The organism is Raoultibacter massiliensis, assembly GCF_900199545.1.
Classification (GTDB): domain Bacteria; phylum Actinomycetota; class Coriobacteriia; order Coriobacteriales; family Eggerthellaceae; genus Raoultibacter; species Raoultibacter massiliensis.
Window position 1 is genome coordinate 208,053 of sequence record NZ_LT962670.1, and the last position, 12,027, is coordinate 220,079.

12 protein-coding genes are annotated in these 12,027 nt (G+C 58.9%); 9 read left to right on the top strand and 3 right to left on the bottom strand.

What is annotated here, in order from left to right:
* Positions 1–15: 15 nt before the first annotated feature.
* Together C1719_RS00910 and C1719_RS00915 are read left to right on the top strand one after the other, a co-directional pair.
* A complete protein-coding gene (locus tag C1719_RS00910; RefSeq protein WP_102373386.1) occupies positions 16–849 on the top strand; it encodes a nitrilase-related carbon-nitrogen hydrolase in 834 nt (277 codons plus the stop codon).
* Between the two features lie 239 nt (positions 850–1,088).
* A complete protein-coding gene (locus C1719_RS00915) occupies positions 1,089–1,316 on the top strand; it encodes a hypothetical protein (RefSeq protein WP_102373387.1) in 228 nt (75 codons plus the stop codon).
* A gap of 98 nt (positions 1,317–1,414) precedes the next feature.
* Here the strand turns inward: C1719_RS00915 and C1719_RS00920 are convergent, their stop codons facing one another.
* The 3 genes from C1719_RS00920 to C1719_RS00930 form a co-directional block, all read right to left on the bottom strand.
* On the bottom strand, positions 1,415–2,764 hold the full coding sequence (locus C1719_RS00920) for a purine-cytosine permease family protein (RefSeq protein ID WP_180963404.1): 1,350 nt from the start codon (positions 2,762–2,764) through the stop codon (positions 1,415–1,417).
* Between the two features lie 165 nt (positions 2,765–2,929).
* The gene (locus C1719_RS00925) at positions 2,930–3,373 is read right to left on the bottom strand and encodes a GatB/YqeY domain-containing protein (protein WP_102373932.1); all 444 of its coding nucleotides are present in this window, start codon (positions 3,371–3,373) and stop codon (positions 2,930–2,932) included.
* Positions 3,374–3,490: 117 nt separating this feature from the next.
* Positions 3,491–4,303: a competence type IV pilus major pilin ComGC gene (locus C1719_RS00930; RefSeq protein ID WP_102373388.1), complete on the bottom strand. Its 813-nt coding sequence runs from the start codon at positions 4,301–4,303 to the stop codon at positions 3,491–3,493.
* Between the two features lie 254 nt (positions 4,304–4,557).
* On the opposite strand from C1719_RS00930, the gene C1719_RS00935 reads away from it, so the two are divergent.
* The 7 genes from C1719_RS00935 (at position 4,558) to C1719_RS00965 (ending at position 11,995) form a co-directional block, all read left to right on the top strand.
* Positions 4,558–5,046: a PH domain-containing protein gene (locus tag C1719_RS00935; protein ID WP_102373389.1), complete on the top strand. Its 489-nt coding sequence runs from the start codon at positions 4,558–4,560 to the stop codon at positions 5,044–5,046.
* Between the two features lie 3 nt (positions 5,047–5,049).
* A complete protein-coding gene (locus C1719_RS00940) occupies positions 5,050–7,026 on the top strand; it encodes a PH domain-containing protein (RefSeq protein ID WP_102373390.1) in 1,977 nt (658 codons plus the stop codon).
* A gap of 153 nt (positions 7,027–7,179) precedes the next feature.
* On the top strand, positions 7,180–7,872 hold the full coding sequence (gene trhA / locus C1719_RS00945) for a PAQR family membrane homeostasis protein TrhA (protein WP_102373391.1): 693 nt from the start codon (positions 7,180–7,182) through the stop codon (positions 7,870–7,872).
* 26 nt (positions 7,873–7,898) lie between these two features.
* Positions 7,899–9,272, top strand: coding sequence for a hemolysin family protein (locus tag C1719_RS00950; RefSeq protein WP_102373392.1), 1,374 nt, complete (start codon positions 7,899–7,901; stop codon positions 9,270–9,272).
* Positions 9,273–9,343: 71 nt separating this feature from the next.
* Positions 9,344–10,378 carry a PspC domain-containing protein gene (locus C1719_RS00955; RefSeq protein ID WP_102373393.1) on the top strand — a complete coding sequence of 345 codons (1,035 nt, stop codon included), beginning with the start codon at positions 9,344–9,346 and terminating at the stop codon, positions 10,376–10,378.
* 7 nt (positions 10,379–10,385) lie between these two features.
* Positions 10,386–10,820: a PspC domain-containing protein gene (locus C1719_RS15500; RefSeq protein WP_146007815.1), complete on the top strand. Its 435-nt coding sequence runs from the start codon at positions 10,386–10,388 to the stop codon at positions 10,818–10,820.
* Positions 10,821–11,242: 422 nt separating this feature from the next.
* Entirely contained in the window at positions 11,243–11,995 is a 753-nt protein-coding gene (locus C1719_RS00965) for a CMP-2-keto-3-deoxyoctulosonic acid synthetase (RefSeq protein WP_245874227.1), read from the top strand.
* Positions 11,996–12,027 lie beyond the last annotated feature (32 nt).

The following is a 12,027-nucleotide window of genomic DNA, read 5'->3' on the forward strand; positions in this document are numbered from 1 at the left end:
CTGTAAGGAGGACCCATGGTCGATAGGAAGATGAACGCGCGCATCGCCCTCGTGCAATTCGAGGGAACGATCTGCGATACGGTCGGCAACACCGCCCATGCGTGCGAGCTCGTTGCCGAAGCAGCCGCAGGCGGAGCCGATCTTGTCGTGCTGCCCGAGCTTTTCTCCACGGGCTACAATCTTGATATCGTGGGTCCGCGCATTCTCGATCTTGCCGAGTCAATCGATGGCCCGACGGTAACCGCGCTTCGGTCGGCAGCGCGGGAAAACGGCGTGTACCTCATTGCGGGGTTGGCCCTTTCCAAAGAGCAGCTTCCCGCCGTTGCCTACAACAGCTCGGTGTTCATCGACCGTTCGGGTGAGCTTATGGGCACGTTCGACAAGGCGCACCTGTGGGCGCTTGAGCGCTTCTACTTTCGATCGGGCAGCGAATTTCCCGTTTTCGAGACCGATTTCGGCAAAGTGGGCATCATGATCTGCTACGACATGGGCTTTCCAGAGGTCGCGCGCATCCTGGCGCTCAAGGGCGCCGAGCTTATCGTGTGCCCGTCGGCGTGGTGCGAGGAAGATCACGACGTGTGGAACTTCAACACGCAATGCCGCTCTCTCGAGAACACCGTCTACCTTGCGGCGGTCAACCGCTTCGGCACGGAGGACTCGCTCTACATGGGCGGCCACACCCGCGTCTGCAATCCGCGCGGCGCGGTTATGGCCGAGCTTGCCGAAGAGGCCGAGGGAATCCTGTACGCCGACCTTGATTTCGATGCCCTCAAGCGATTCCGCACTGCAAGCCCCTACATGCGCGATCGTCGCCCCGAACTTTACGATGAAGTGAAGCTCTTGCCGTAGAGCCTGTTCGGAAACCGCATGGCGAGGGGATCGAATTTCGCCGTCGGCATGCGGTTCGTTTCGGAGGCTAGGCCCTTGCAAAAGATAATATATTAAGGAAAACTTGCGGGGGGGGGCGTCTCTGCTATTGTTTGCAAACGAGTAAATATAAGCGTGCAGATAATCGATCGAGCCGCCGAAAACGGTGAGACCACGTCGATCCATCGGTACCGAATGGATAAGGAAGGGGCCGAGAACCTATGGGCCTTATCGACGACATCGCTGTTAGCGCCGGATGCGAGTATGTTTCTGAATTGAAGTACCATCCCGGGCGTTATCCTGCGTTCGGGGTTTTGCGCGCTATCGAAGCGGGCTCTTACGATGAAAAGGAGTGGAACGAGGCTGTTCGCTACCTGATCGACGAAGAGGCGGACGATTGCGATAGCGATACGTGCAAGAAGCGATTGCTGGAGTTTCTTGCAAGCTAGCCGTCCGGCTGGTGCGATGCCGTCCGCAGGCGTGCAAAGAAAGACCCGGCGCGATCCAAGCGCACCGGGTCTTTTGCATGTCTTTCGAAGCAGGCAGGTTACAGAACCTGATCGGTCTCTTTGAACTCCACGACATCGACCTTTTTGATGCTGGCGTAGATCTTCATGACAACCCAGTACAGCACGCCTGCGAGAATGAGCGAGTTGAGGCCGGGAATGCCGATGTTCAGCATGCTCGTAATCTGGCCTACGGCGAAACCGGCGATCCAGCAGATGATGGCGATCGGATTCCAGTTCTCGACCTTGGCAGGCAACTCGCCTTTGGCGCGTGATTCGTCGAGCTTCTTGCGGCTGCGACGCAGCACGTAGTAGTCGATGACCATGATGCCTGCAACCGGCGGAATGGCAACGCCGAGCAGGGTGAGGAAATCGGTGAAGTAGTTGATGATGCCGATGACGGAGAGCACGGTGCCGACGATGCCGAGCGCCCAGATGATCGTGTTGCGCTTGACCGTCTTGTTGAAGAGCGCGTTGATGAGCGTCATGAGGCCAAGGCCCGAAGAATACAGGTTGATGTCGTTGAGCTTGACCGTCGAGGCGACAACGATGATGACGCCGATGATGCCCGAAGTCGCCATCATGAGATCGACGACGTTCTCGGTGCCCGTGGCGTGCGCGAGCATGACGGCGAGCAGGTTCATGCCGAGTTCGCCGATGAACGTTCCGATAAGCGTCATCCAGAAAACCTGCGTGCCGCCTTTGAGGAAACGCGCGTAGTCGGGCGTGCAGATGGCGCCTGCGATAAAGCCGCCGGCAACCATGGTGGTTGCCGCGCCAAGCGAAAGGGCCGCTCCCGGGGGAGCCATGCTGACAAGTTCGGCCAGCGTGTGATCCTGCAGGATCACCCAGGTGGCGTAGATGACGACGGCGATGAACACCGGGACGAAGATCGTGGCGAAGTTGGCGATCGCCTTGATACCGAACACGACGAGCAGCGTGATGCCGATGCCCGTGATGATGGCCCATACGGGATACTCGAAATCTCCGAGGAAATCGGTGAATCCGACGATGGTTGCCATGCCCTGGCCGAACACGGCGTTCTGGACACCGAACCAGCCCACCATCGAGATGGCGACAACGCCGCCGAAAAGCGCCGATCCGCCTTTGCCGAACCCGGTCCAGCGGGAAAGGAGGCTCGTTGAAAGGCCCTCGTGCGCGGCAGCGGTGCCGAGTGCCCAGCTGACAACCTGCAACAGCACCGAGCCGAGCATGGTGGCCAAAAACGCATCCCAAAACGTCATGCCGAAGCCGAGTGCGGCTCCCAGCATGAGCTGCGATACGCAGCAAATCGCGCCGATCCTGATGAAGAGAATCTTCCAAAATGGCTGCTTCGCTTCATCAGGTACGCGCGATAGCGAGTAGTCGTTATCCATGGCAATACCTTTCATCCGTCTTCCTTACGGATCGTACTGCAGGCGCATGGAGGCCCGCGATACGAATTAGCGTGGAATTATACCCTGTATTTGTTTCGAACACGAGAAAAAGCGCGCACGGGTACGTTCGGCGGATGCCTCTATCATACGGGCTGCACTGCGGTTGGGCGGGCCTGCGGTTTACGAAAGGCGGCTGCCGAGTTCCTTCGCCGCCGCCGCTTTGTCGAAGTTGCCGCCCGTTGCCTGCGTGAGGGCGCCCATGACGCGACCCATTTCCTTCTTAGCGGTGGCTCCCGTTTCGGCAAGCACCTGATCGATCAGGCCGATCAGCGCATCTCCCGAAACCTGCTCGGGAAGGTAGCCCTCGAGGATGGCGACCTGTTCGGTCAGCGTGTCGGTGCGTTCCTGATCGTTGCCCGCTTTGATGGAGCCGTCAAGCGTTTCCTTCGTCTGCTTGATGAGGCGCTTGAGCATGGCATCGACATCTTCTTCAGTGACTTCGCGGCGCTCGTTCACTTCGATGTTCTTGACTTCGCCGTGAAGCTGCCGAAGGATGGACAGGCGCAGCTTGTCCTTTGCCTTCATGGCCGTTTTGATTTCGTCTTGAAGCTCGATGTATTTCATGGTGCCCTCTTTCAGCTTGGGATACGCGGTTGCTTCGGATATCAAATCCCAGTATAACGCAAAGAAGCGCCGCTTCGCGAAGCGGCGCTTCCGTGTGGGCGAGGTGACGGGGCGCTGTTACATATCGACGAATTTATCGTTGACGAGATCGACCTTGTTGGCCTTGTTCTTTTCCAGGATCGCCTTCATGCCGGCCTCGTCTTTGGCGATGTTTTCGCCCTTCGGGTTCGAGGTGATCCGATACCACTGGCCCTTGCTATCGCTGCCAAGCAGCCCCGCGCTGTCGCACACGTAATAGGCGTTCCAGTCGGTTGCGTTCGGATCCTTGTTCGTTCCCGCGTAAAGGAACGAAGAGTTCGAAGTGTTTCCGAAGCTCTTGAATTCGATGTAGAGCGCGCCTTCCGCTCCGTCTTTTCCGAGGCCGGTGACCTTCGGCCATTCGGTTAATCCGTGTTGCAGGGCGTACTGCCTGCGAATGCCGATGTCGCTGGTGATTTGCTTGCCGTCTTCGTCGACGAACTGATGCCATGCTCCGTTGTACGTTTCTTGGATCCAGGCGAGTATCCCCTCGTCTACCCGAAGGCCGTGCTTCGAGCAGCGCACGACGATGTGCCCTTCGCCATCATCGCTTTTGATGGAATAGCTTCCGTCCGTCGGGCAGGCGATGCCGTTGTTTTCCGCCTTGAGATCGGCGAGGCATTTTTCGAATACGGTGCTCGAATTCTTGTCGTCGCCCAGCGTGTAGGCTGCCAGAAACGTGGATTTGAGAGATCGGCGGTTTGCCTCGCAGGTCGCCTCTTCGGCGTTTCCGAGCGCGCCGGCGAACAGGGGAACGGCGATGGCGATGAGCACGAGGAGGATCGCGACCACGATGAGGAGTTCGGCCAGGGTGAATCCGGCGGTATGCTTTTTCATGCGACGCTTGAACATGGCTTCCTCGTTTGACCGCGACAATAGGATGGCGGCACTGTGCTCGGGTATGGTGTTCAGCGCCCGAAGCGCAAAGAGAACCGCATTCGAAATATTACTCAATAAGTCATAATTATTCAATCGGTGCACGCGCGATCACCGTATCCGTACAGATCGTCGAGCATTAGATTGCAGGTTTGTAAGATCATCAAAGGATTCAGCGGTTCTTTGGTATCATTGTTTCGTTAATTACCAATCGCGCGAGAAAGAAGCCGATGAGAGACCTTCCGAAAGATCATCTGAATCCGAAAATCAAAAACGTGTGGCGTATCAACGATGCAATTTGGCTCACGGTGGCGTTTCTTTGCCTTTTCGTGCCGTTCCTTATCGCGCTCGTCGCCGAGCCCGCTCCTTGGATCGGGATCACCCTGGCGGCTATCGCCGCGCTCTACGTGATCGGTCTTATCGTGTGGCTTGTCGTGTTGCCGCCGATCAGGTTCATGCGGTGGCGATACGAGCTTTCCGAGGACTACCTCGACATCGCTCGCGGCATCATCTGGCGCAAGCGCTTCATCATTCCGTTCATCCGCGTGCAGAACACCGATACGCGCCAGGGCCCCATCCTTCGCGCTTTCGGCCTGTCGAGCGTTACCGTATCGACGGCTGCCGGCGAGCATGAGATCCCCGGCCTCGAAACGCACGTTGCCGAACAGCTGCGCGATCGCGCAGCCGAGCTTGCCCGTATCGCCCAAGAGGACGTGTAGGCCATGACCGAAGAGCAACGTCAACCCGAATCCGGCATGCCGCCCGTGCCGCCTGGAGCGGCGCCCGCCCAGCAGCCGTACTCGCAGCCTAACCAGCAGCCCTATCAGCAGCCTGCCCCCGGGTACTACCCCTCCCAGCCGATGCCCGCACAGCCCGTCGGCGGCTACGTCGATCCCGCTGCGGCGGGATGGCAGCAGCCTGTTCAGAACTCGACGGAACCGGTGAAGCATCGCGTGCACCACAGCTATATCTGGCTCGGTAGCCTGCAGGTTGCGGGCATGCTTATCGTGATCGCGTTTTTCTCGGTGTTCTCGTCGGTGATCGGGGCGATCGCCGATGGGGAATCCATCGGGCGCGGCGATGGGCCTGTTTTGCTGATCGTCGGCATCGCCGTCATCGTCGGACTCATCGTCATCGTCGGCCTGACGGCGTTGATCCAGACGCTTTCGTACAAGCATCTTTACTACGAAATCGGGCCCGATGAGTTCAATCTGTACTCGGGCATCTTCAACAAGAAGCGCGTGCACGTGCCCTATCAGCGCATCCAGTCGGTGAACCAGAAGGCCACGCTCGTTCAGCGCCTTGCGGGAGTCTGCACGGTCAACATCGACACCGCGGGCGGTTCGGCCAACAAAGCCGTCGTCATCCCTTATCTGCAGAATTCCGAAGCCGAGCGCTTGCGCACCGAATTGTTCGCGCGCAAGCAGGCCATTCTTTCGGGTCAGGTGTACCAAGACGCCATACCGGGTCAGCCGGGCTCGCAGGCGGGCTATGCGTATCCGGCGGGCCATCCCGCAGCGGGCAACGTGCTCGATATGCCTGCAGAGATCCTGACCGATGTGCGCGGAGTATTCGGGGGCGCCGCCGTCGATACGGGCCGTGTTTCATACGAATACGGCATGAGCAACAAAGAGCTGGTGCTCACGGGGCTTTCGAACAACACAGGTTTCGCGCTCATCATTTTGGCGGCGATCGGATCGGTTGCCGGCCTTGCCGAGCAGATCCTTTCGACGGCGATCGGCCGCATGCTCGTCGACAACGGCATCGATTTCGTCACGAGGTCTTTTGCGGGCAACACCATATGGGCCATCACCGGCATCGTGGTCGCGGTGTTTCTCGTGGTCTGGGTGTTTTCTATCATCGGGGCGTGCATCTCCTACGGCGGGTTCAAAGCGCGCAGGCGCGACAGTCGCATCGAGGTCGAACACGGCCTTTTGCAGCATCGCTTCCACGGCGTCGACATCGATCGCGTTCAGTCGGTCATCGTCAAGCAGAGCTTCATTCGCCGCCTGCTCGGTTACTGCGAGCTTTCGCTGGGCAAGATCGACGCTGCAGCGGAAAACAGCAGCGAGGATCAGCAGAAATCCCTCGCGCCCCAGGGGCTTGTGATCCACCCCTTCGTCAAGATGGATCGCGTTCCCGAGATACTTGCGGGGCTCGTCCCCGAATTCGCCGACGTGCCCACCGAATCGCGGCCGGTTGCAAAACCCGCCCTCAGGCGCGCCATTATCCGTCGCGGCATTTTGCAGGGCAGCGGATTTTGGCTGGCCGTCGTTGTGGCCATGGGCCAGATCGTTGTGAACGCAGTGGTTTCGCCAACCAATCCCGACGCGGTGAGTTTGCTGTTCTTCGTCAACACAGGCGCGATCGTGCTCTACGTTTTGTGCGTGCTGTTGCTTGTGCTCGATGTCATAGGAGCGGTGCTGTGGTATCGGGGCTCGGGCTTTGCGTACAATCGCCGTTTCATGCAGATATCCAACGGCGGCTTCTCGCGCGAAAGCGTGAGTTTTCCGCGTAAGAAAATCCAGTACGGGTTTACGAAAACCAATCCGTTCCAACGCAACGCCCGAGTGGCCACGATCAATGCGCGCACGGCGGCAGGCATCGGCGGTACGACGTTGCGGTTGATCGATGTGACTGAACAGGATGCCGAAACGTGGCTTGATTGGGTCAAACCCGGCGGAAGTATGGTACAGTAAGCAATCATGACTGAACGGCTAAACAAGGATTCAAAGGACAGTCGAAGTACCGCTTCGCACAGGGCTTCCGTGCCTTCGGCTGAGCCTTTGAGCCCCTATTCCCAACCGGGAACGTGGACGCCGTCCCAATTCAAGCCGAACGACATAGCGGGAATGCGCGCCCTGGCCGACGGCCCGACGAACACTTACGGCAACGCGAACAGGAAGAAGCACAACGTTCGCGAATACACGCTCGGCGAAGAAATCGCCAACTCGATCACGCATGGTCTCGGCATCGCGCTGGCCATTGCGGCGATTCCGATCCTCGTCGTTATCGCCGTAGGCAACGGCGGCGGCATCCGGCTGTTCGCTGCGCTTGTATACACGATCACGATGGTGCTCGAGTATACGATGTCGACGCTGTACCACGCCATTGCGGTCGAAGAGGCGAAGCGGGTTTTCAAGATACTCGATCACAGTTGCATCTATCTGTTCATCGCAGGATCCTATACGCCGTTCTGCCTTGTCTCGCTCGCCGACTCGGGCGGCGTCTGGCTTTGCGCGTTCGTGTGGGTCGTCGCCCTTGTGGGCGTGGCATGCGAGGCGTTTTGGGTGTTTCGGCCGCGTTGGATATCGGCTGTTCTGTATCTGCTGCTCGGATGGTGCGTCATATGGTTCCTGCCGGCGCTGATCACTGCGATTCCGGCCCCGGGCCTCTGGCTTCTCGTCGGAGGCGGCGTATGCTATTCGATCGGGTGCATCTTCTACGTGCTGAAGAAGATCCCCTACATGCACTCCATCTTCCATCTGTGGGTTCTGGCTGGCAGTATCCTGCAGTTCTTGGCCATCGCACTGTACGTGCTGTAGTTCAAAGGAGTGACACTAAAACCCATATGGACATTGGCATAAGCATTGTCGTTACCTTCATCCTCGTGCTGGTAAACGGTTATTTCTCCATGTCGGAAATGGCGCTTGTCAACGCAAAGCGCGTGCTGCTCGAGAAGGACGCCGAAGAAGGCGACAAGCGAGCCGAGCTCGCAGCGGGTCTCGCAGCCGATACCAGCCAGTTCCTTGCCACCATCCAGGTTGCCATCACGCTCGTCGGGTTCTTCGCCTCGGCCGCTGCGGCGACGAACCTGTCCGATCCGCTGGCCCAGTGGCTGAGCGGCTTCGGCATCGGGTGGCTGTCGTTTGTCGCCCCGGGCCTGTCTCCGGTGATCATCACGCTTATCGTCTCGTACCTGAGCATCGTGGTGGGCGAGTTGGTTCCCAAGCGCATGGCGTTGGCCGACGCAGAAAAGGTGGCCAAGCGCGTTGCGCGCCCCCTGATGGTGTTCCGCACGATCGCCAAGCCGCTCGTGTGGCTTACCTCCGCCTCCGCCGACGGACTCTCGAAGCTGCTGCGCATCAAGAGCGCCGATGAGCGCCAGGATGTGTCGGAAGAGGAAATCAAGTACATGGTCACCGACAACAAAGAGCTTCTCGACGATGAGAAGCGCATGATCCACGAGATCATCGAGCTCGGCGATACTACGGTGCGCGAGGTCATGCAGCCGCGCGTCGATATGATTCTCGTCGAGGATACCGAGACGGTGAAGCAGGCCCTCGACCGCATGCGGGGAACCGGCTACTCGCGCCTGCCGGTCTACCATGAGGATTACGACAGCATTGTGGGGATCGCGCATTACAAAGACCTCGTATCTCCTCTGATGGACGGCAAGGCCGATGAAGAGGTGGGCAAGTACGCCTACGAGGCCATGTTCGTGCCCGAGACCAAGGATATATACCCGCTCCTCTCGGAGATGCAAACAAATCGGCAACAGATGGCCATCGTAGTGGATGAATACGGGGGCACCGATGGTTTAATTACCCTCGAAGACATCGTTGAGGAAATCGTGGGCGAAATCATCGATGAGTCGGATTCGGAAAGCGAGTACGTAATCCCGGTTTCCGAAAACGAGTGGTCGGTGGATGGACGGTTTCCGACAGACGAAGCCGAAGAGCTCGGATGGCCTGTTACCGAATCTGACGACTACGAGACGATAGCCGGATGGCTGCTCGATCGGATCGACACGGTGCCCCAGATTGGCGACCGGTTCGATATCGACGGGTATTCGTTCAGGATACAGTCCATGCGCCGAAGACGGATATCTTCCATTCGGGTGAAAAAGATCGAGAGCACCGAGATCGATTCAGGGCATGATGCTCCGGATCATCAGGGCGGAAGGGCCGAGTCGGCGGATACGGCCAAAGAACGGATCGAGTAGGGGGATGCTTCGCTTTCCGACGTTGAGGCGGCGATGCTCCTGCAAGCCGCGAGACGAGGAAAGGAGAAGCCGTGGCATCCGAGAAGCGATTGTACCGTTCGCGCGACGCGCTGATCGGCGGCGTGTGCTCCGGCATAGCCGAATACTTCGATATCGACCCCGTCGTCACGCGTATTCTCGCCGTCGTGCTCACGCTTGCTTCTGCCGGAGCGCTCGCTATAGCCTACATTGCGCTCTGGATCATCCTTCCGCTTGCCCCCGATCCTGCCGTACCGCTTGAGGTCCAGCCCGAATCGGTCCATTCCGATACGTACGGCCCTATCGATTTCGATGCAGCGAAACCGAAGCCGCATACGGGAAGCGAGGACCGCACCGCTGCGCATCCGACGGCGCAGGCCGCGCCGTACAGCCCTTATGCGAACGCCGGTGCTTCGTATGCGGGGACGGGCCACGTGCCGCCTGAGCCTCCCAAGCCCTACGCGGACGTAGCGTCACCCCATGTCGCCCGGGCGTCCCGCGTGTCTCAAGCTGCTTACACGGTTCCGATCCCGCCGACCGCCCAGGCTGCCTACGCGCCGCCGGTAGGCGCTCCCGTCCAACCCGCCGAGCCCGTATCGGGGAAATCGGTTCGGGCGGCTCTGTGGCTCGGATTCCTCTGCCTGTTCATCGGGTGTGCGGCCATCCTGAGCCAGTTCATCGACGGCGTTGCATGGTGGCGCTTCTGGCCGCTTTTGCTTGTTATCGTCGGCATTGGAAACGTCGTCATTCCCGCTCCCCGGGGCAGGCGAATGGGGCAGTTCGTCAACGGGCTCATGTCCATCGCGGCGGGTGTGGTTCTGCTGGCCATGTCGCTCGAGATCATCGATTGGTCGAGCATAGTGCCCATGCTCGAAGAACTCTGGCCGCTTCTCGTCATGATGGTCGGGTTCTTCATCCTTGCAAGTGCGCTGCACAATCCACTGTGCGAACTGCTCGCCGGCCTTTGCTTCGTCGGATTCTGCGTTGTCGGCCTCGTCTGGTTCGCCGAACCGGGGTCGACCGATTTCATCACGCTGGCGCTTCCTTTCAAAGAAGCGCTCACTATTGACGTGAATCCCTGGCATTGAGGCGGCGATGTCGGTGAATAAATTTTCCCAGTACCCGAAATCGGCGCAAATAGCCATCATCGTAGGCGTCGGATGCGTCTTGTTCGGCGTTTGGAGGCTGTTCGGCGTGGCGTTCGGCTACGGTTGGTGGAACGCCATCCAACGGGGTTTGGGAACGTTGTTCTCCTATCTGTGGCCCGTCGCGCTCATCTGCGCGGGACTCTACGTGGTCTGGGCCGCAATGACCGGAAGACTCAAGGGCGTTTCCACCGTTGATTGGAAGAAGCCGTTCGGGCGCAGCGTGACCGATAGGCGTATCGCGGGAGTGTGCGGGGGAGTGGCGCAGTTTCTCGGCATCGATCCGGCCATCGTGCGCGTGCTCGTGCTCATCTTGTTCGTCGTGTCGCCGGCGTTTACCGTGCTCGCCTACATCGCGGCGGCGATTTTCATACCGGAACTGTAGGGCGGTTGGCAAAAAGCCGTTTCCGCGTGCCGTGCGAAGCGCGGCGGTCGAAGGCCGAATGGGAGCCGGCCGCCGAAGTTTTAGGCGATTGCGTTTCTTAGCGGCGAAAATTGCGCGCTTCCCTTAAATATAGGTTCTTAAGCACCATAATTCGTTCGCATTTTCCTTATGCGGGGGACCCTGCATTTATAGAACAAACCATGGAGGGGCCTCCACATATCGGCTGGAAAAAGTGGCTGAGAAGGCCGTAATGGAGTAGAATACGACGAGTCAAAACAGCATAAAGGCTTCTGGACAGCAAACTCCCCCTTACAATTTACTACGCTGTCACCGCTTCGGCGGTTGAGTTTTGCGCTGTAAAACGAAAGGCTATTAGGGCTTTGGCATTGAAACGATATAACAAAACGCGGAGGCGTACCGCTGTGTTTGCCGGTTCTGCGGCATGCTTGGTGGTTACCCTGTGCATTACGATTGGGATCGGCACGTCGTTCGCCGGTGCCGGCGGCGTGAACACCGCGGGCTTCGGTCTGGGCGATTCGGTCGTATCCGAGGATGCTTCGCAAACCGAGGCATTGGGCGTTGCGAGCGATACGGGCGTCCGTGAGAGTTCGCAGCTCGCCAATTCCGCTCAGCGCGATATCACCAAGGGCATCGAGGCCATCGAGGCCAAGGAAGAAGCCGATCGCATCGCCGCCGAAGAGGCCGCTCGTGCGGAAGAAGAGGCCCGCATCGCGGCTGCCGCCGAAAAGCAGGCCGAGCAAGTTGCCACCAATCCTCCCGCCATCGATCTGAACGAAGTTGATTTCTCGGTTGGCAAAGAGGCGTTTATCGAAGAATGGACTGCCCGAATCGATGCGTATCTTGCGGGCTCCCCCTTGGCGGGACAGGGCGTGACGTTCGCTACGGCTGCATGGGACAATGGCGTCGATCCGCGCTGGTCTCCGGCCATTTCCAACACTGAAAGCTCGAAGGGCGCCGTGTGCTTCCTTCCGTACAACGCATGGGGCTGGGGCAGCTCTTCCTTCTCGAGCTGGGAAGAAGCGATCAACACCCACGTAGCCGGCCTGGCGAGCGTGTACGGCCATACCATCACCTATTCGGCCGCGCAGAAATACTGCCCGCCGAACTACGATCACTGGTTCTCGAGCACGCTTTCTGAAATGCAGCGCATCTAGCAATCGCCTTACAAACGAAACAAACAAGCCCG